This is a genomic window from Pseudomonas sp. SWI36, from assembly GCF_002948105.1.
Taxonomy (GTDB): Bacteria; Pseudomonadota; Gammaproteobacteria; order Pseudomonadales; family Pseudomonadaceae; genus Aquipseudomonas; species Aquipseudomonas alloputida.
The window spans coordinates 963,118-982,129 of the sequence record NZ_CP026675.1 but is presented as its reverse complement, the minus strand read 5'-3'; the positions used below and the strand labels follow the sequence as shown (position 1 = coordinate 982,129).

The window sequence follows — 19,012 nt, the reverse complement described above, 5'->3', positions numbered from 1 at the left end:
AGATACCTACTGTAGCGGGCTCACACGTTGACGACCAGTGGCGCTATCCTAGCCAGCCATGCCAAGAAGCAGCCTGGCGATGCCTTTGGAGACCCTGCGATGAGTAACACCCTGACCTGCGACGCCGAACTGGACGCCAGCGGGCTGAATTGCCCTTTGCCACTGCTCAAGGCCAAGATGGAACTCAATCGCCTGGCCAGTGGCGCGGTGCTCAAGGTAATCGCCACGGACGCAGGCTCCCAGCGCGACTTCCGCACTTTCGCCCAATTGGCCGGTCATACCCTGCTGCAAGAAACGGCCGAGGCCGGTACCTACACTTACTGGCTGCGCAAGGCCTGAGTCTTTTCCAAGGATCGTCAATGTTCAAAGTGCTTCGCGACTGGGTGCAGCGCTACTTCTCCGATGAGGAAGCGGTGGTGCTGGCGGTCCTGTTGTTCCTGGCTTTTACCGCCGTGCTCACCCTGGGCGGCATGCTCGCGCCGGTGCTGGCGGGCATGGTGCTGGCGTTTCTGATGCAGGGGCTGGTCAACGCCCTGGAGCGCGTGCGCGTACCTACACGGCTGGCGGTGATGCTGGTGTTCGCCTTGTTCATGGGCGCACTGGCGGTGTTCATGCTGGTGCTGGTACCGCTGCTGTGGCACCAGCTGATCACGCTGTTCAACGAGCTGCCGGGCATGCTCGGCAAGTGGCAGTCGTTGTTGCTGCTGCTGCCGGAGCGTTATCCGCACCTGGTGTCGGATGAGCAGGTATTGCACGCCATCGAGTCGGTGCGCGGTGAAATTGGCAAGTTTGGTCAATGGGCGCTGACCTTCTCGCTGTCCAGCCTGCCACTGCTGGTCAATGCCATGATCTATCTGGTGCTGGTGCCGATTCTGGTGTTCTTCTTCCTGAAGGATCGCGAACTCATTGGCCGCTGGGTCAGCGGTTACCTGCCGCGCCAGCGCACCTTGCTGAACCGGGTGGGCAGCGAGATGAACCGGCAGATCGCCAACTACATCCGTGGCAAGGGTATCGAGATTCTGATCTGCGGCATTGCCACTTACATCGCCTTCATCAGCCTGGGGCTCAATTACGCAGCGCTATTGGCGTTGCTGGTGGGGCTGTCGGTGGTGGTGCCTTACGTGGGCGCGGTGGTCGTGACCGTGCCGGTCACCCTGATTGCGCTGTTCCAGTGGGGCTGGGGCGACCAGTTCATCTACCTGATGACGGTGTACGCGATCATCCAGGCGCTGGATGGCAATGTGCTGGTACCGCTGCTGTTCTCCGAAGCGGTGAGCCTGCACCCGGTGGCGATTATCTGCGCGGTGCTGCTGTTTGGCGGTCTGTGGGGGTTCTGGGGGATATTCTTCGCCATCCCGCTGGCGACGCTGATCAAGGCCGTGCTGGATGCGTGGCCCAAGCAGGAGCCTAGCGTTTCACCGATGCTTTGAATGTAATTGGGGCCGCTCTGCGGCCCTTCGCGGGCATGCCCGCTCCCACTGGGCCCTGCACAATTCCAGTGGGAGCGGGCGTGCCCGCGAAGGGCTGCAAGGCAGCCCCATTCAATTTCAAGCCTTGTTCAAGGCTTGGGCGGCCGCCAATACGGCATCCACATGCCCGGGCACCTTCACGCCACGCCATTCCTGGCGCAGCACCCCGTCCTTGTCGATCAGGAAAGTGCTGCGGTCAACGCCCATGTATTCCTTGCCATACAGCTTCTTCAGCTTGATCACGTCGAACAGCTGGCACAGGGCCTCGTCCTTGTCGCTGATCAGCTCGAACGGGAAGCCTTGCTTGGCCTTGAAGTTCTCGTGCGACTTGATGCCATCACGCGACACACCGAATACCACGGTGTTGGCCGCGGCGAAGGCGTCGTGCCGGTCGCGGAAGCCCTGGCCCTCGGTGGTGCAGCCTGGGGTGCTGTCCTTGGGGTAGAAGTACACCACCACCTGCTGGCCCTTGAGTTCGGCAAGGCTGACGGTTTGCCCGCTGGTGGCCTGGGCCTGGAAGTCGGCGACAGGTTGGTCGAGTGCTACAGCCATGATCGGTTTCCTTACATAGGGTTCTGGGGACGCCATGGCTCGATCAGTGCGTCGAGGTTCAGGGCATCGGCAAAGTCCAGGAACTGGTCGCGTAGCCAGCTGATCTGCGTGCCGGCCGGCAGAATCACGGTGAACTGGGCGTTGAGCATGCTGCTACCGGTTTGCGGCGCCAGGTAGGTGTCGCAGGTCATGGCTTCCAGCTCGACGCGGTGGTCAAGGAAGAACTGGCACAGCTCGTTGATGATGTCCGGGCGGTAGGCAGCGCTCACGTAGGCCACATACGGAAGGGCCTGCGGGCGCACTTCCTGGTCCGCGCTGCGGACCACGTCGAGGGTCAGGCCGTGCTTCTTGCCTAGGCCTGGCAGGGTGGATTCGAGACGTGCCAGGGCGTCCCAGCTGCCGCCCACCTGCAGCACCAGGGCGCTGGTCTCGCCGTGGCGGCTCAGGCGCGAGGTGACCACCGCGCAGCGGTTTTCGAAGGCAGCGCGGCTGAGGACGTTGGCCAGCTCCATGGGGTTAGGGCCCAGGGCACTGATGACAAGGAATTGTTCGCGGACGGTGGGGGTGGACATGCAGCATTCCTAAAGCGATGAGCGGTCGGCACAGGACGGGCAAAAGCCTCCTGTCGGCAGGGCCCGGGGCTCGCATGCGAGGTCTTGGACGCTGGCGGGGAGCAAGGTCGACGGCCCGGCGGGCCGCGCTGCACCGATCAAAGGGCCAAGGGTAGCGAAATAAGCCGCCGAGGGGAATGCTCCACCCGCCTGCTTCGCTTGTGCAAGGTCGATGCCCCCAGTACCATTACCGCTCTCTTTTTCCGGCAGGAGCAGTTACATGATTGCGGGCAGTATGGTGGCATTGGTCACACCCATGGATGCACAAGGGCGTGTTGACTGGGGCAGCCTCGACAAACTTGTAGACTTCCACCTGGAAAACGGCACCCATGCGATCGTCGCTGTCGGCACCACCGGTGAGTCGGCCACGCTGGATGTCGAAGAACACATCCTGGTCATCAAGCACGTGGTCGAGCGCGTCAAACGCAGCGCCAAACCAATTCCGGTCATCGCCGGCACCGGTGCCAACTCCACCGCCGAAGCCGTGCACCTGACCCAGAACGCCAAGAATGCTGGCGCCGACGCCTGCCTGCTGGTTGTGCCGTACTACAACAAGCCGACGCAAGAAGGCCTGTACCAGCACTTCAAGCACATTGCCGAAGCCGTCGACATCCCGCAGATCCTCTACAACGTTCCCGGCCGTACCTCCTGCGACATGCAGGCCGAGACCGTGATCCGCCTGTCGACCGTGCCGAACATCATCGGCATCAAGGAAGCCACGGGCGACCTGGCCCGCGCCAAGGCCATTCTCGATGGCGTCAGCAAGGACTTCATCGTCATGTCCGGCGACGACCCGACTGCCGTCGAGCTGATCCTGATGGGCGGCAAGGGCAACATCTCCGTCACCGCCAACGTCGCTCCGCGCGAAATGGCGGACCTGTGCGAGGCCGCCCTTGAGGGCAATGCCGAGAAGGCCCGCGCAATCAACGAAAAACTCATGCCGCTGCACAAGGACCTGTTCTGCGAGTCCAACCCGATCCCGGTGAAATGGGCGCTCGTCGAAATGGGCCTGATGCAAAAAGGTATTCGCCTGCCACTGACCTGGCTGAGCGAAGGCTGCCACGAAAAAGTCCGTACTGCCTTGCGCCAGTCCGGCGTACTGGTTTAAGAGGAAGTACACCGCATGAAGCGACTGGCTGGTCTTTCCGCCCTTGCCCTGATTATCTCCAACACCAGTGGGTGTGGCTGGCTGTGGGGCGAGGATGGCTATTTCCGCGACCGCGGCAGTGACTACCTGCAGGCGCACCCGACCGCGCCGATGCAGCTGCCGCCGGACGCCAGCAACGTCAAGCGCCTTGATCCGCTGCTGCCGATTCCGCGTAACGTCGCTGACGATACCGTCAAGGGTGAGTTCGAAGTGCCTCGCCCGCAACCGCTGACGGGCGGTGCCGCCCAGGTCACCGACTACAGCCTGCAGCGCAGCGGCAGCAGCCGTTGGGTGCTGGCCCAGCATTCGCCAGCCGAAGTGTGGCCGGTTGCCCGGCAGTTCTTCGAGGATAACGGCTTCCGCATTGCTGAAGAGCGCCCGCAGACGGGTGAGTTCAACACCGCCTGGCAGCGTTTCGATGAACTGTCGGCATCGCTTGGCCAGCGTCTGGCCAGCACTGCCAGCAGCGGCGACAGCGAGGTGCGCGTACGTGTGCGCATGGAGCCTGGCGTGCAGCGCAATACCTCCGAAGTGTATGTGGTCAGCGTCGAGCGCCCGGCGGGCAGCACTGCCGAGCCTGCGTTCCCGTCCACCTCCATCAATACCGGCACCGATGCCCTGCTGGCCGACGAAATGCTTGCCAGCATGAACCGCAGCGCCGAGAAGGGCGGTTCGGTGTCGCTGCTGGCCGCGCGCGATTTCGACGCACCAAGCCGCGTCAGCCTGAGCGAAGACGGCAGCGGCAACCCGGTGCTGTACCTGGGCTCCGACCTGGACCGCGCCTGGTCTGGCGTGGGCCGTGCCCTGGAGCAGGGTGGCGAATGGCGTGTTGAGGACATCAACCGCAGCCTGGGCCTGTACTACATCAACCTGTCCGAAAAACCTGACGACAAGCAGAACCAGCCTGGCTTCTTCAGCCGCCTGTTCGGCAGCGAGCCGACCAAGGAAGAGCGTGAAGCCCGTGCCGAGCGTTACCAGGTTCGCCTGAGCAAGGTGGGTGAGAGCGTGCAGGTCACGGTCGAGAAAAACATCAACACCGTGGCTCCGGCCGATGTCGCCCGCCGCGTGCTGAGCGCCATTCAGGACCACCTGGGCTAAGTGCGCTTCGCGGTACTCGGAAGCGGCAGCCAAGGGAACGGCACGCTGATCGCCAGTGGTGACACGTTCATCCTGGTCGATTGCGGCTTTTCCCTGCGTGAAACCGAGCGGCGCCTGGCGCTGCTCGGGGTTTCTGCAGCTCAGCTCAGTGCAGTGCTGGTCACCCACGAACATGCCGACCACGTGCATGGGGTCGGCTTGCTGTCACGGCGCTACAATGTACCGGTCTACCTCAGCCAAGGGACTTTGCGCGGCATGCGCAAGCCGGTGGAGGTGGCCGGTTTTCTCGCGTGTGGCCAAAGCCTGCGTATCGGCAGCCTGGAAGTAACCGCAGCGCGGGTCGAGCACGACGCCTACGAGCCGTTGCAGTACGTGGTCAGCGATGGTCGGCGGCGTTTTGGCATGCTCACTGACCTGGGCTCGTACGACGCGCTGCTGTTGGAGCGTTACCAGGGCCTGGATGCACTGCTGATCGAGGCCAACCACTGCCGCGACCTGCTGGCACGCGGTCACTATCCGGCCTTCTTGAAGCAGCGGGTGGGTGGCATGCAAGGGCATTTGAACAACCACCAGGCCGCGCGCCTGGTGCACGAGTTGGGCTGGAGCAACCTGCAACACCTGGTGCTGGCCCACCTCAGCAGCAAGAACAACCTGCCACACTTGGCCCGCCAGTGCTTCGTCGACACCCTTGGGTGCGACCCGGACTGGCTCCAGGTGGCGAATCAGGAACACGGGCTCGACTGGCGCGAAATCGCCTAGCCCAACACCTCAAGCAAGCGGAGCCCAATCATGGAAAAACGCGAAGAACTTTACCGCGGCAAGGCCAAATCGGTTTACAAGACCGATGACGCCGACCGCTTGATCCTGCTGTTCCGTAACGACACTTCGGCGTTCGACGGCAAGCGTATCGAACAACTCGACCGCAAAGGCATGGTGAACAACAAGTTCAACGCCTTCATCATGCAGAAACTGGAAGAAGCCGGCGTGCCGACCCAGTTCGACAAGCTGCTGGGCGACAACGAGTGCCTGGTGAAGAAGCTGGACATGATTCCGGTCGAGTGCGTGGTGCGTAACTACGCTGCCGGCAGCCTGGTCAAGCGCCTGGGCGTGGAGGAGGGCATCAAGCTGGAGCCGTCCACCTTCGAGCTGTTCCTGAAGAACGACGAGAAGGGCGACCCCTTCATCAACGAATCCCACGTTGTCGCGTTCGGCTGGGGCACCGCCGAGCAACTGGTGGAAATGAAGAAGCTGTCGTTGAAGGTCAACGAAGTGCTGAGCAAGCTGTTCGATGACGCCGGCCTGCTGCTGGTCGACTTCAAGCTGGAGTTCGGCGTATTCCACGGCCAGATCGTGTTGGGCGACGAGTTCAGCCCGGACGGCTGCCGCCTGTGGGACAAAGAAACCCGCAAGAAGATGGACAAGGACCGCTTCCGTCAGGGCCTGGGCGACGTGATCGAAGCCTACGAAGAAGTTGCCAAGCGCCTGGGCGTGCCGCTGTAAGCGGCACGTTCACGCAAGCGCCTGATACCACGCGGTTTTTTTGAAAAAAAGATTTGCGTTTTAAAAGAACGCTGGTATGATGCGCGGCATTGGAGAGATGCCGGAGTGGTCGAACGGGACGGATTCGAAATCCGTTGTACTGGCAACAGTACCTAGGGTTCAAATCCCTATCTCTCCGCCATACAAGATCAAGCCCCTGGAAGCGAAAGCTACCGGGGGCTTTTTCGTTATGGAAGGCAAAGATTTACAGCCAGCATGCTAATTGCCCGAGCGCTTAAATCAAGAGCCCGGAAGCTTCTCGAGCGGCCTGACTGTGAGCTCTACGCCTAAGGCAACCATCAGTTTTTGAATAGTAGTGAAACGGGTCTTTTCTCCGCCCTTCAGCGTTTTATAAAGAGACTCTCGATTGACCCCTGCGTCTTGCGCAAACTGATTCACGCCCTTGGCTTTTGCCACTTCACCCAATGCATGCATCAGGGTCTGAGCGTCATTAGCCTTCATTGCTTCTGCCAGAAATGCCGCGATGGTTTCCGGGCTGTCGAGAAACCGGGAGGCCTCGAAGCGTTTTGTTTTGCTCAAATCCAGATCAAGGATTGGCATGTCTTGCGGCGAAATTTTTTTGCTCATCATTTTTTACCTCGTAAAGCATCAAAAATTTCCTTTGCTCGTTTGATGGCTCTGCGTTGATCTGTTTTATCGCTACCGTAGAGCATCAGGTAGCGGATTGCGCCCGTTCGAACGAAGTAGATTCGATATCCGGGGCCTACAAATACGCGCATCTCACTGATACCCTCGCCAACGGATTCGATATCACCGAAGCAATCGTTTTCTGCTCGGGCAATCCTCAATGAAACAGCACCTCTGCCAATTGGATCTTTTAGGCCATCTAGCCAATCGTCAAATTCAGACGTTGTGTCTATCTGATTCGGCATGCATTGAATGTAGCCTACTGGCTACTCCTTGTCGATGAGTGAGCGGCCGAGTGGGCCTGCGGCTCTATAAACGGAGTGGGTTGCCCATTACGCAACGGGTGTATACGCCTGCAGCGATGTTCGCCTCCCATCGTCGGCGCTTGGTTTGGCCGCGACGTGATGAGGCTAGGGCGCGAGCGGAGCGCTGGCAACGGATAGCGCGGGTTTGCTGAGCGTTTGGGAAATGGACTACATGGAGGTAGAGAATGTCGCACTCCAGCTGTCAGCGTGGGGGCTCGCTTAGGTGCGCTTGCGACATGATGCGACCGGTGAAGCCCCGGGATATTTTGCGTTTCCAGGGCTTCCTCGCACTTACTTTTTCATCATCCCCAACTCAGCATCATCCAACAGCGCCTTGGCCATCGCGCTCAGGTAATGCGAGGCCCAGATCAGTTTCTGGTCGCCGTCCATCAGGCCGGTGATGATCAGGTCGCGCACGTAACCCATCAGTTCGGACGCCTGTTCGCGGGCGTCCTGGCAGGGGATGCCGGGTTCGATGCGGAACAGCGGGTGGGTGTTGTTTTCGCCTTGGTAGAAGCAGGTCTTGCCGACTGTGGTGGGTTCTGTTGTGTTGTCGGTGGGCATTGTTTTGTTTCCCTGGATTCTGGGTTGCCTGGGCTGGCCTCTTCGCGGGCACGCTCGCTCCCACAGGTACTGTGCAGTGCGTGACGGCTGTGGTGACCCTGTGGGAGCGGGCGTGCCCGCGAAGAGGCCTGACCTGCTAATGCAAGGTGTGAGGCTCTGTGGGTAAATGCGGCCGCATCTGCAACTGCATCAACGCCGACTCGACCAGCCCCTGTACCGCTTCCATTTCATGGATCACGGCCTGCATCACGATCGAGCTGTGGGCGGTGGGTTTGAGTTGCACGGATTGGCGGGCCACGGACAGGGCGCAGAGTACGTACTCTGAGGACTGGACCAGGGTGTCTTGCAGGAACTGGGTGGTATCGAGGGGTGGATCAGGGACCATCTTGCGCATAAACATCTCCAGGATCATTGGAGCTGCCGCAAGCTTGCTGTCAAACAAGAGGGTGGCAGCTGTACATGGGTTGACAGACCGAGGATCCCGGAGTAACTCGGCGCACACGAAGGTGCCCCACGTACAGCCGCCATAAACAGTGCACGTGTGCGGGAAATCGTCGGCCTGTCAAAGCCGGCCGTTGATTTTGCAACGACGAGCCGAGACTAGAGCGCGACCGAATCCGTCGCAACCGTTTGAGCGGGTTGGCAGTATGTTTGGGAAACGCCCTACAAGGAAGGGGATAATTCTGAGCTCAAGTTGTAGGACGGATTTCTACTAATCAATCAGACAGGCTTCCTGCAACATTTTGTCTTGAACTGCCAATGGCACCTTGGGCTACAATGCGGCGCTCTGATACGCCACTCACGCCCAGGCCACACGCCGTAATGATTACGCGCGCTGGGCGATGAACTCTTCCTGACATGGATTCGTTGGATGCTTTGCGCCGTACTGGTCTCCCCCTGCGCCCCTCGCTGGACGGCTGAATTGTCGTCTGCGGCCAGTGCTGCACACTTTCTGAAAACCCCGCACAAACTCGAATGCTGCCGCCAACCATTGGCTGCGGTACGCGGCTGTGCGCCCCACCGAAAATGGAGTGCTCCACTTGCGTAAGAAATTCGTCGCGTCCCTTCTGGCGGTCGCCATCGCCTCTACCACGGCCTGTGCACAGCTCGGGATCAGCAAAGAGCAAGCGGGCACCGTGATCGGTGGCCTGGCCGGTGTGGCCATCGGCTCGACCATGGGCAGTGGCAACGGCAAGATCGCCGCCGCGCTGATCGCAGGTGGCATTGGCGCCTACGTGGGCAACCGCATCGGCCACATGCTCGATGAAAAGGACCAGCAAGCCCTGGCGCTGCGTACGCAGGAAGTACTGAGCCAGCAGCAAACCACTGCCAGTGCCCAGCCAGTGACCTGGAAGTCCGACCACTCCGGCGCCACCGCGCAGATCGTGCCGGGCAAGGAATACACCAAGACCAAGCAGGTCGAGGTCAAGCGCGCGCCGAAGATCCAGGCGGTGCCGTCGATGAAGCTGATCAACGAGCCGTATGTGACCATCAGCGACAACCTCAACGTGCGTGCCGCGCCTAACCAGGCTGGTGAGAAGGTCGGCAGCCTGAAGAACCACACCGAATTTACCGCCGTGGGCTCCACCGGTGACTGGATTCTGGTCGGCCGCAAGGGTGTGACCGTGGGCTATGTGCACAAGAACTACGTCGAGCCCAAGGCGCAAGCGGTTGCCAAGCGTGTAACGCCAGCCGTCAACCTGGACGAGCTGGACGTTGCCGCCAGCAAGGAAACCCAAGGCTTCGACCTGGACTCGGTGCAGTCGCTGCCAACCCAGACAGTTGCCGCCGAAGCGGCCTGCCGCCCGGTCACCGTCAGCCTGAAATCGCAAAGCGGCCAGACCGAACAAGAGCAGAACACCTTCTGCAAACAAGCCAACGGCACCTGGGAACTGATCTGAGGAACTCCATGAAAAAGCACGCGCTCGCGCTGGCTGTGATCGGCGCTTGTGGTCTGGTACCGCAGGCGTTCGCCCACGAGCTGGCCTTTTCCAAGAAAGACAACATCAAGGTCGAAGTGCCCGGGGATGCCACCACCTGGTGCAAACCCCAGGTAGACCTGACCATCACCCGCCCGGCCTGGGATAACCAGGAACTGCTGTCAGGCCTGCTGACCAAGCTGCCGTTCGTGTTCGCCAAGGACTGCTCGACTGCCAAGGTGAACTGGAAGGCGGTCGATGCCAAGGGCAACCTGTACGCCAGCGGCTCGGGCAATGCCAGCAACCTGGGGCTGGTAACTCTGGCTGCTGCGCCTGCCACTGCCGCCCCGGCGCCGGCTGCAGCAGTTGCCCCCGCTCCTGCACCTGCGCAGCCAGAAGCACCGGCTGCTGCTGCACCGACACCGGCACCTGCTCCGGCCCCAGCCCCAGCCCCAGCCCCTGCTGCTGCAGCGGCGCCGGCAGTGGTCGAAGCCGCACCTGCGCAGGCAAAACCCGCTCCGGCCCCCGCGCCCGCGCCAGCCGTAGCCGCAGAGCCAGCCCCGGCCCCCGAAGCTCCGGCAGCAGCCCCTGTTGTGCCGCCCGCTCCGGCACCTGCCACAGCAGTCGCCGCAGCCCCCACTTCGGACTTCGGTCGCTCGGTGGTCCTGGAAAACCGCAACCTGATGCAGGTAACGGACGGCACCGGCTGCAAATGGGTGCTCAGTACCTCGATCATCGGCGATGGCGACACCCTGTCGTTCGGCACCACCCCGGCCATGCCGTGCCCGGCGTCCGGCTTTGGTGAAGGCAGCTTCGACAAGATCAGCTGGAAGGCTGTGGGTACCTACCGGGGTGATAACTGGACCCGCGTTTATGCTCACCCGAGTGGTTTGATCTTCAACAAGAACCTTGAGCCTGCGGTAAAGGACAAGGCCGTTTCTTATCTCACGCCGCAAGCTGACCAGGCCGCGTTCCTGGTCGGTGAGATCCCCGGCCGGCAGATGAAGGTGTACCTGACGTTCACCCGCTCCAGCTACGGCGTGCTCCGCCCGTTCAGCAGCGACCCTTACTACGTCGCGGTCACCCCGGACGAGTCGTTTGCCCTGGACGCGACCAAGTACAAGGAAGCTGCGCTGGAAATCTTCGACCTGATCAAGACCACCTCGCCGACCACCACCGATGTGGCCAACCTGTTCATCGTCAAAGACCTGTCGGCGATCTCGAACAACATCTGGGGCAACGACGCGCAGAAAATCACCCGCAACCGCATCGGCATCAACCGCCAAGGCCTGTTCTTCGATGTGCGCGACGGTGCCAACTGGGCGGTACAGCGAGAGCAGCAGCGTGTGCGTGAGCAGCGTCAGCGCCAACAGGAACTGGCCCGCGTGCACACCCGTGTGCTGGAGCGTTACCAGCAGTTGCAGGACGGCATGAGCGAATTCAAGGGGCGCGAAACCGAGGCGTTGGCGCAGATGGCCGGTATCAAGGTGCGCTTCGCTTCGCCACTGGAGCAGCAAAACCCTGCGACCTCGGCCAGCGTAGTGCCGATGATGGTGCACGTCACCGGCAAGAAAGGTGACTTCTACAGCATCGACTTCCCGAGCAACGGCCGCCTGGTTGCGGACGAGGAATACAGCGAAGGCTGGTACGTGACCCAGGTGGCCAACGCCACGCCGTACTACCCGCTGGACGACGGCCGCGCCGTGCCTACCTACCGTGCCTACAGCGCCGGTGAACCCGAGGCCTGCAAACAGGACCACTGTGCCGACCGCGTGTCGTTCGGCGCCGTGCTGGCCAAGGAATTCCCCAACGCCGGTATCGATTTCAGCTGGACCCCCGAGGTCTCCCAAAAGTACGTGAACGACTGGAACAACGCTTCCGCCATGGTCCAGTGAGGCAAACACCATGATCAAACAGATGAACAAGAAGCAGCTGCTGATTGGCGGTGTGGCCGCAGCGGTGCTGGTGCTCGGTGGTGGCTATGCGATGGTCGCCAGCTCGGGCAAGAAGGCTGCGCTGGCCTACTACGACGATTTCAAGGAGCGCTATTTTCTTGAGGATGTGCTGTCTGAGGGGGACATTTCCTACTCGGCGTTTTCCGGCAACCTGACGGTAGCCGACCCGGAGATCCGCGTGGCGGCGGCGCAGACCAATGGCGCCCAGCAGTTCCTGCGCGGCCTGTCGGGCTTGATGGAGTCCGTACAGGGTAGTTCGGCTGAGGAAGGCCTGGCGGGCTGGGCCAAGTACCAGCTCAATGTCAGCCGCAATGTGGCCGGGGTGTACCTGAAGGCTGATGCGCTGAAGCTGGCCCATGACGGAGACAGCAAGGATGGCAGCATTCATATCCAGTTGCTGGGCATGCAGATGAGCAACCCTTACGTTGCCAGCAAGGGTGCCGAAGTCGTGCTGGTGGCTGATGTCAGCGACGAAGTCCAGCCACGTGCCGAGCTGGCCGCCAATGGTCGGGCCGCCCCGTCGAACTTCACCTGGGGCGCCAACATGGCGGTGCGCCAGCCAGTAACTGGCGCGTTTCTGGTCAGCAGCACGGGTGACTTTGGTACCACGGTCGACCTGGACTTCACCATCAAGCGCTCCAGCGATGGCGAAGGCTCGATGGCGTTCGTGGTCACCCACCGCAACGACGGCTCCAAGGTGGGGGAAATCGTGCGCAAGGCCGACTTCCAGTCGCTGCCGGAGCTGGACGATGTCGAAACCCAGCTCAAGAGTGCCCTGAGCGCGATGCTGATCGGGGCATACAGCCCGTACTCCGGCCAGGCGGTGTTGGCTGAAGCGGTGAGCGGCTTTGCCCGCAAGGCCAAGGTCGAGAACTACTCGGTAAGTTACAGCGGCTTCAAATCGCTGAAAGAGGCTTTCAGCGAATACCAGCAGCAAGTCCCCAAGGCAAAGTTCGCAGCCTTCTGCCAGGAGGTTGGGCTGTCGTCGTGGAGCAGTGACTTTGGCGCCAAGGCCAAGAACCACAGCGATTCGGAATGCGCCATCGGGCAGAAGCTGGTCGAAGACGGCAGTTTCGAAGAGCAGTACATCTTCAAGGAAGGCAAGAGCCTGTTTGCGGCGTTGTTCGTGAGCAAGGCCTATCAGCTGGAAACCAATTGACTGGGTAATGGCTGAGTGAACAAGCCCCCGGGAACCATGAGTTGCCGGGGGCTTTTTTAGGGTTGCTGTCAGGCGCGCCCGGACCCTGGCGGGCTTGGGATCAGCGCATCGCCGCCAGTTTGATGCCGAATCCCACCAGGCAAGCCCCCGCCAGCCGCTCGAACATATTGGCAATCCGCGGGCTGGCGCGCATGCGCTCGGCCAGTTGATGGGTCAGCACCACGGCAATCAGCCCATACAGGAAGGTCACCACCGCCACTGTCGCCGCCATGAAACCGAACGTCACCAGCCCTTGGTGCTTCACCGGGTCGACGAACAGCGGGAAAAACGCCATGTAGAACATGATCGCCTTGGGGTTGAGCAGGGTGATCATCATGGTCTGGCGCAGGTACTGGCCGTTGTCCATGCGGCAGGTGTGTGCTGCACCACCGGGTTTGCTCAGCAGCATGCGCAGGCCCAGGTAGGCCAGGTATGCAGCCCCCGCCCACTGCACCACATGAAAGGCGGCAGGGTAGGTGGCCAGCAGGGTGGCGACACCGGCTACCGCCAGCCACAGCAGCACCTGGTCACCCACGATCACGCCACAGGTCGCGGCCAGGCCTGCCTTGATACCGCCCTTGCCGGTGGCGGTGATCAGGGCGAAATTGCCCGGGCCGGGGATGGCCAGAAGAATGAGGAAGGCGATGACGAATGCGCCGTAGTCGGTGACGCCAAGCATGGTGAGTTCCTGTTGGGTATTGCGAAGGCAGTGCTCTGAACTATCGTCGCCAAAGGCGCGCTTTTCAACCTGTTGTTGCACAGTTGCAAAGAACCTGTGCCAAGCGCGGCTTGGATCCAATGCCTGGAGTCTGTATGATTCCGCGGCCATCAGACGATGGTCGAAGATGATTCATTTAAAGGATTGAGTAATGAAAAAGCTGTTCAAGGCCACCGTAGCCGTTGCCGTCGTTTCGGGTGTCGCCCTGCTGTCGGGTTGCACTGGCCAGGTTTACAACCAACCGAAAAACTGCACCTACGACTACCTGTTCCACCCTTCGGTTTCCATCTCCAAGATCATCGGTGGCTGCGGCCCGATCGATAAACTGCCTCAGCAGCAGTAATCTTGGCGGTACCCTGATCGCGACGCTTGCGGCGTGATCCAAGGCCCCCGGTCATGCACATGGCCGGGGGTTTTTGTTTGTGACGTGACAAACTGCCGCTGGGGCAACCGGTCGCCTTGACGCTCCGGCCTGCAATTTGTTTGTGCTGGCATTTCAGATACAATCGGAAAAACGATTCAGCCTTGTCGGTCAATTCGACCAAAGGCCGAGCCGTTTTCTGGTTCTCTGGCTGCTGAACAATGATCAATAAAAAGCCTGCGCTGAAGAACACGCTTTACCGGGGCCAGCCACAGGCCCTCACTCTGTTCTCCTGACTGGAATTGATCAATGTTCAAGAAAGCTGGCAAGACCTTGCTGGGTCTGGCGGTCGCTGCAAGCGTCATGCAAGCGCACGCTGCAGAAACCAAGAAAGTAGACGTGCTGCTGGTCGGCGGCGGCATCATGAGCTCCACCCTGGCCGTGTGGCTGCACGAGCTGGAGCCAAGCTGGTCGATGGAAATGGTCGAGCGCCTGGATGGCGTGGCCGAAGAAAGCTCCAACGGCTGGAACAATGCCGGTACCGGCCACTCCGCGCTGGCCGAGCTGAACTACACCCCGGAAGACAAAGACGGCAACGTCAACATCTCCAAGGCCATCGAAATCAACGAAGCCTTCCAGATTTCCCGCCAGTTCTGGTCGTGGCAGGTACGCCAGGGCGTGCTGAAGAACCCGCACTCGTTCATCAACACCACCCCGCACATGAGCTTCGTGTGGGGCGATGACAACATCAAGTTCCTCAAGAAACGCTACGACGCACTGCAGGCCAGCCCGCTGTTCCGTCCGATGCAGTACTCCGAGGACCACGCGCAGATCGCCAAGTGGGTCCCGCTGATGATGGAGGGCCGCGACCCGAACCAGAAGCTGGCCGTGACCTGGACGCCGATCGGTACCGACGTCAACTTTGGTGAGATCACCCGCCAGTTCGTTGGCCACCTGCAGACCCAGAAAGGCTTCGACCTGAAGCTGTCCAGCGAAGTGCAGGACATCACCCGCAACAAGGACGGCTCCTGGCACGTCGAGTACAAGAACCTGAAGGACGGTACCGAGTCGGCCACCGACGCCAAGTTCCTGTTCATCGGTGCCGGCGGCGGCGCGCTGAAGCTGCTGCAGAAGTCGGGTATTCCGGAAGCCAAGGAATACGCAGGTTTCCCGGTGGGCGGTTCGTTCCTGGTGACCGAGAACCCGACCGTGGCCATGCAGCACATGGCCAAGGCCTACGGTATCGCCTCGACCGGTGCGCCACCCATGTCGGTCCCGCACCTGGACACTCGTGTGCTGGACGGCAAGCGCGTCATCCTGTTTGGCCCGTTCGCTACCTTCTCGACCAAGTTCCTGAAGAACGGCTCGTACCTGGACCTGCTGAGCAGCACCACCACCCACAACGTGTGGCCGATGACCAAAGTCGGTATCGACCAGTACCCACTGGTCGAGTACCTCGCTGGCCAGCTGATGCTGTCTGACGATGACCGCTTCGAAGCCCTGCGCACCTACTTCCCGAACGCCAAGAAAGAAGAATGGCGTCTGTGGCAGGCCGGCCAGCGCGTGCAAATCATCAAACGTGATGCCGAGAAGGGCGGCGTGCTGAAGCTGGGCACTGAAGTGGTGGCGTCCGAAGACCGCACCATCGCGGGCCTGCTGGGTGCATCGCCGGGTGCTTCGACCGCTGCGCCGATCATGCTGCACGTGCTGGAAACGGTGTTCAAGGAGAAGGTCGCTACCCCAGAGTGGCAGGCCAAGATCAAGGAAATCGTGCCGAGCTACGGCACCAAGCTGAACGATTCGGCAGCGGCCACCCAGAAAGAGTGGAACTACACCGCTGAAGTGCTGCAACTGGGTAAACCGCCGGTGATCGACGCCAGCGTTGAATTCGGTGGCGCGGCAAGCAAGCCGGTCGAGAGCAAGCCTGAGAACGACATGGCGCTGTAACCGGCCATTGTTGTGAAAGAAAGCCACGGGGGAGACCTCGTGGCTTTTTTGTTGCCAAGCCCAGCGCAACCCTCAGGCTTATCGCCATCCCTGGTAGGAGCGGGTTCACCCGCGAAGAGGCCTGCACAGGTATCACTGCTGGCGCAGTATGCACTCCAGCAACCCTGGGAACCGCTTATCCAGCATCTCGCTACGCAGCGAATTCATATGGGTAGTCCCCACATTGCGGGTTTGCACCAGCCCTGCATCACGCAACACACGGAAGTGGTGGGACATGCTCGACTTCGGCCGGCCTCCGTCCAGCTCGCCACAGCTGGCCTCGGCCACACCGGCCAGGTGGCGGACGATTTCCAGGCGAACGGGGTCGCTGAGCGCATAGAGCAGGCGTTCAAGGATGAGGTCTTCGGGGTTGGGATGTTTATAGGCTCGCATGGTTGACATGATAACGGGGGTTTCATTAATTGCCATAGTTCGATTATGATCGAACAACAGTATTCAACTGAACCCGGAGTTTCCCATGTCCGCACTGTTCGAACCCTACACCCTCAAAGACGTCACCCTGCGTAACCGAATCGCCATTCCGCCGATGTGCCAGTACATGGCCGAAGACGGCATGATCAACGACTGGCACCACGTACACCTGGCCGGCCTGGCCCGTGGTGGTGCCGGCTTGCTGGTGGTCGAGGCCACTGCTGTGGCGCCGGAAGGGCGTATCACCCCGGGTTGCGCCGGTATCTGGAGCGATGCCCACGCTCAGGCGTTCGTACCGGTGGTGCAGGCCATCAAGGCTGCCGGTTCCGTGCCGGGTATCCAGATCGCCCACGCCGGGCGCAAGGCCAGCGCCAACCGCCCGTGGGAGGGTGACGACCACATTGCCGCCGACGACGCGCGCGGCTGGGAGACCATTGCCCCGTCTGCGATTGCCTTTGGCGCGCACCTGCCGAAAGTGCCACGCGAAATGACGCTGGACGATATCGCCCGGGTCAAGCAGGACTTCGTCGATGCCGCCCGTCGTGCGCGTGATGCCGGCTTCGAGTGGATAGAACTGCATTTCGCCCATGGCTACCTGGGCCAGAGCTTCTTCTCCGAGCACTCCAACAAGCGCACCGATGCCTACGGTGGCAGCTTCGACAACCGCAGCCGCTTCCTGCTGGAAACACTGGCCGCCGTGCGCGAAGTGTGGCCGGAGAACCTGCCGCTGACCGCGCGCTTTGGTGTGTTGGAATACGATGGCCGCGATGAGCAGACCCTGGAAGAGTCGATCGAACTGGCCCGCCGCTTCAAGGCCGGTGGGCTCGACCTGCTGAGCGTGAGTGTCGGCTTCACCATTCCCGACACCAACATCCCCTGGGGGCCAGCGTTCATGGGGCCGATTGCCGAGCGCGTGCGCCGCGAAGCGAAGCTGCCCGTGACGTCAGCGTGGGGCTTTGGTACGCCGCAGTTGGCGGAGGCCGCATTGCAGGCCAACCAGCTGGATCTGGTATCGGTAGGGCGCGCGCACCTGGCCGACCCGCACTGGGCTTACTTTGCGGCCAAGGAGCTGGGGGTGGAAAAAGCCTCCTGGACCTTGCCGGCGCCTTATGCGCACTGGCTCGAGCGTTACCGCTGAGGCTTGGAGGGGCTGCTTTGCAGCCCATTCGCGGGCAAGCCCGTCCCCACAGAGACACCACAGGTTTCAGATGCTGCACCCTCTCTGTGGGAGCGGGCTTGCCCGCGAAGAGGCCGGTAAAGGCTAAAACCGATCCAGTCGGTATGCACCCATTTCAGGCCCACCAGCCTGCTCAGCCAACCGCCCCACCCATTCCGCCGTCACCGCCGCCTGGGTCAACCCCAGGTGCTGATGCCCAAACGCCAACAGCACCCGCCCACCGCACACTCTGTCTATCACGGGCAATGAGTCTGGCAACGAAGGCCTGAAACCCATCCACGGCGTTGCCCCTTCGACGCTCAAGTTGTGCCGGAACAACCCCTTGCTCAACCGGTGCAACTGCCATGCCCGCTGCATGCTCGGCGGTGCCTGCAGCCCGGCAAACTCCACTGTGCCCGCCAGGCGCAAGCCTTCGGCCATGGGCGTCATGATGAATTTGCGCTCAAGCGAGGTGACTGCAAACGGCAGGCGCTGGTGCTCACCCGGCAACATCAGGTGGTAGCCGCGTTCGGTATCCAGCGGCACCCGCGTGCCTGTCAGCGCGGCAGTCAGTTTTGCAGAATGGGCGCCACAGCTGACAAGCACCTGGCGGGCATTGAGCATGCCTTGGTCGCTGGCAAGGCTCACGCCGGCACTGTGCAACTGCCCGCCATCGACCTGCGCCTGGACAAAGCGCACCCCACTGGCCTTGGCCGCTTCGAACAATTCGCACACCACCCGATAAGGGTCGATGAAGTGCCCGGTGCACGGGAAGAACAGGCCGCCTAACAGTGACGGGCTGAGTTGCGGCGCCGCTTCGCGCACGGTTTCGGCCGTCCAGAAATCCACCGGCACCGCCTGCTGTTGCATGCGTGTGCGCAACGCCTCCAACGCCTGGCGTGACTCAGGCTTCTCGAACACCAGCAACGAACCATCCTCTTGAAACAACTCGCTGCGCCCGATCGAGCCCAACAGCCGTTGCCAGGCGCCCAGGCTGCCTTCGTTCAGCGTGCGGATGCCCGCCACGCTGCGCTGGAACGGCGCCGGGCGCAGGTTGAGCAGCAGCCGGGTGAACCACGGCATGGCCTTGGGCAGGTACTTCCAGTCCAGGCGCAGCGGGCCCATCGGATCGAGCAGCATGCGAGGCAGGCGCTTGAGGATCGACAGGTCGGCAATCGGGAACACTTGCTCGGTTGCCAGGTGCCCGGCATTGCCGAAGGACGCGCCCAGGCCGGGCGCCTGGCGGTCGACCAGGGTTACCCGATGGCCCTGGCGGGCCAGTTGCAGGGCACAGGCGACGCCGACAATGCCGGCGCCCACCACGGCGATATCGGTTTCAGCGGTTTCGACCATG

General features: G+C 61.5%; 21 protein-coding genes and 1 tRNA gene. 13 read left to right on the top strand and 9 right to left on the bottom strand.

What is annotated here, in order from left to right; all coding sequences use genetic code 11:
• Positions 1-99 precede the first annotated feature (99 nt).
• Both C4Q27_RS04895 and C4Q27_RS04890 read left to right on the top strand, forming a co-directional pair.
• Positions 100-339, top strand: a complete 240-nt coding sequence (locus C4Q27_RS04895) for a sulfurtransferase TusA family protein (RefSeq protein ID WP_003254745.1) — start codon at positions 100-102, stop codon at positions 337-339.
• A gap of 20 nt (positions 340-359) precedes the next feature.
• Positions 360-1,430, top strand: coding sequence for an AI-2E family transporter (locus C4Q27_RS04890; RefSeq protein WP_003254744.1), 1,071 nt, complete (start codon positions 360-362; stop codon positions 1,428-1,430).
• 117 nt (positions 1,431-1,547) lie between these two features.
• Here the strand turns inward: C4Q27_RS04890 and C4Q27_RS04885 are convergent, their stop codons facing one another.
• The gene (locus C4Q27_RS04885; RefSeq protein ID WP_104886568.1) at positions 1,548-2,021 is read right to left on the bottom strand and encodes a peroxiredoxin; all 474 of its coding nucleotides are present in this window, start codon (positions 2,019-2,021) and stop codon (positions 1,548-1,550) included.
• 11 nt (positions 2,022-2,032) lie between these two features.
• Positions 2,033-2,593, bottom strand: coding sequence for a glycine cleavage system protein R (locus tag C4Q27_RS04880; RefSeq protein ID WP_003254741.1), 561 nt, complete (start codon positions 2,591-2,593; stop codon positions 2,033-2,035).
• A 259-nt stretch (positions 2,594-2,852) separates the two neighbouring features.
• On the opposite strand from C4Q27_RS04880, the gene dapA reads away from it, so the two are divergent.
• From dapA to C4Q27_RS04855, 5 genes are all read left to right on the top strand, one after another.
• Positions 2,853-3,740 (top strand): 4-hydroxy-tetrahydrodipicolinate synthase, encoded by an 888-nt coding sequence (dapA, locus tag C4Q27_RS04875; RefSeq protein ID WP_003254739.1) that lies wholly within the window; start codon positions 2,853-2,855, stop codon positions 3,738-3,740.
• 15 nt (positions 3,741-3,755) lie between these two features.
• The gene (gene bamC / locus C4Q27_RS04870; protein WP_064492889.1) at positions 3,756-4,877 is read left to right on the top strand and encodes an outer membrane protein assembly factor BamC; all 1,122 of its coding nucleotides are present in this window, start codon (positions 3,756-3,758) and stop codon (positions 4,875-4,877) included.
• Positions 4,878-5,636 carry an MBL fold metallo-hydrolase gene (locus C4Q27_RS04865; RefSeq protein WP_014590006.1) on the top strand — a complete coding sequence of 253 codons (759 nt, stop codon included), beginning with the start codon at positions 4,878-4,880 and terminating at the stop codon, positions 5,634-5,636.
• Between the two features lie 30 nt (positions 5,637-5,666).
• The gene (gene purC / locus C4Q27_RS04860) at positions 5,667-6,377 is read left to right on the top strand and encodes a phosphoribosylaminoimidazolesuccinocarboxamide synthase (protein WP_003254733.1); all 711 of its coding nucleotides are present in this window, start codon (positions 5,667-5,669) and stop codon (positions 6,375-6,377) included.
• A 91-nt stretch (positions 6,378-6,468) separates the two neighbouring features.
• A tRNA-Ser gene (locus C4Q27_RS04855) sits at positions 6,469-6,558 on the top strand.
• Positions 6,559-6,656: 98 nt separating this feature from the next.
• Here the strand turns inward: C4Q27_RS04855 and C4Q27_RS04850 are convergent.
• The 4 genes from C4Q27_RS04850 to C4Q27_RS04835 all read right to left on the bottom strand — a co-directional run bounded on the left by C4Q27_RS04850 (position 6,657) and on the right by C4Q27_RS04835 (position 8,327).
• On the bottom strand, positions 6,657-7,007 hold the full coding sequence (locus tag C4Q27_RS04850) for an addiction module antidote protein (RefSeq protein WP_012051484.1): 351 nt from the start codon (positions 7,005-7,007) through the stop codon (positions 6,657-6,659).
• A complete protein-coding gene (locus tag C4Q27_RS04845) occupies positions 7,004-7,309 on the bottom strand; it encodes a type II toxin-antitoxin system RelE/ParE family toxin (RefSeq protein ID WP_041168334.1) in 306 nt (101 codons plus the stop codon). Before C4Q27_RS04845 ends, C4Q27_RS04850 begins: the two co-directional genes overlap by 4 nt.
• Before the next feature lie 351 nt (positions 7,310-7,660).
• Positions 7,661-7,933: a DUF3077 domain-containing protein gene (locus C4Q27_RS04840; protein WP_012051485.1), complete on the bottom strand. Its 273-nt coding sequence runs from the start codon at positions 7,931-7,933 to the stop codon at positions 7,661-7,663.
• A gap of 136 nt (positions 7,934-8,069) precedes the next feature.
• Positions 8,070-8,327 carry a hypothetical protein gene (locus C4Q27_RS04835; protein WP_054889139.1) on the bottom strand — a complete coding sequence of 86 codons (258 nt, stop codon included), beginning with the start codon at positions 8,325-8,327 and terminating at the stop codon, positions 8,070-8,072.
• Positions 8,328-8,973: 646 nt separating this feature from the next.
• Between C4Q27_RS04835 and C4Q27_RS04825 the strand changes: the two genes are divergently transcribed.
• Genes C4Q27_RS04825 through C4Q27_RS04815 form a run of 3 tightly spaced genes read left to right on the top strand, consistent with a single transcriptional unit; the run spans position 8,974 to position 12,966 of the window.
• Positions 8,974-9,834, top strand: coding sequence for an SH3 domain-containing protein (locus C4Q27_RS04825; protein WP_003254727.1), 861 nt, complete (start codon positions 8,974-8,976; stop codon positions 9,832-9,834).
• 8 nt (positions 9,835-9,842) lie between these two features.
• Positions 9,843-11,747 carry a hypothetical protein gene (locus C4Q27_RS04820; protein WP_104886567.1) on the top strand — a complete coding sequence of 635 codons (1,905 nt, stop codon included), beginning with the start codon at positions 9,843-9,845 and terminating at the stop codon, positions 11,745-11,747.
• Positions 11,748-11,757: 10 nt separating this feature from the next.
• Positions 11,758-12,966 carry a hypothetical protein gene (locus tag C4Q27_RS04815; RefSeq protein ID WP_104886566.1) on the top strand — a complete coding sequence of 403 codons (1,209 nt, stop codon included), beginning with the start codon at positions 11,758-11,760 and terminating at the stop codon, positions 12,964-12,966.
• A 100-nt stretch (positions 12,967-13,066) separates the two neighbouring features.
• Here the strand turns inward: C4Q27_RS04815 and C4Q27_RS04810 are convergent, their stop codons facing one another.
• Positions 13,067-13,684, bottom strand: coding sequence for a LysE family transporter (locus C4Q27_RS04810; RefSeq protein ID WP_019438320.1), 618 nt, complete (start codon positions 13,682-13,684; stop codon positions 13,067-13,069).
• Positions 13,685-13,874: 190 nt separating this feature from the next.
• On the opposite strand from C4Q27_RS04810, the gene C4Q27_RS04805 reads away from it, so the two are divergent.
• Positions 13,875-14,066 (top strand): YhfL family protein, encoded by a 192-nt coding sequence (locus C4Q27_RS04805; RefSeq protein ID WP_003254720.1) that lies wholly within the window; start codon positions 13,875-13,877, stop codon positions 14,064-14,066.
• 327 nt (positions 14,067-14,393) lie between these two features.
• Positions 14,394-16,031: a malate dehydrogenase (quinone) gene (gene mqo, locus C4Q27_RS04800; RefSeq protein ID WP_064491365.1), complete on the top strand. Its 1,638-nt coding sequence runs from the start codon at positions 14,394-14,396 to the stop codon at positions 16,029-16,031.
• Positions 16,032-16,163: 132 nt separating this feature from the next.
• On the opposite strand, the gene C4Q27_RS04795 is transcribed toward mqo, so the two are convergent.
• Positions 16,164-16,499 (bottom strand): helix-turn-helix transcriptional regulator, encoded by a 336-nt coding sequence (locus C4Q27_RS04795; RefSeq protein WP_021783354.1) that lies wholly within the window; start codon positions 16,497-16,499, stop codon positions 16,164-16,166.
• Positions 16,500-16,548: 49 nt separating this feature from the next.
• Here C4Q27_RS04795 and xenA point away from each other — a divergent pair, with 49 nt between their 5' ends.
• Positions 16,549-17,640, top strand: coding sequence for a xenobiotic reductase XenA (xenA, locus tag C4Q27_RS04790; RefSeq protein WP_010952388.1), 1,092 nt, complete (start codon positions 16,549-16,551; stop codon positions 17,638-17,640).
• A 123-nt stretch (positions 17,641-17,763) separates the two neighbouring features.
• Here the strand turns inward: xenA and C4Q27_RS04785 are convergent, their stop codons facing one another.
• Complete coding sequence (locus tag C4Q27_RS04785) at positions 17,764-19,011, bottom strand: FAD-binding oxidoreductase (protein ID WP_104886565.1); 1,248 nt, start codon at positions 19,009-19,011, stop codon at positions 17,764-17,766.
• Position 19,012: the final 1 nt, after the last annotated feature.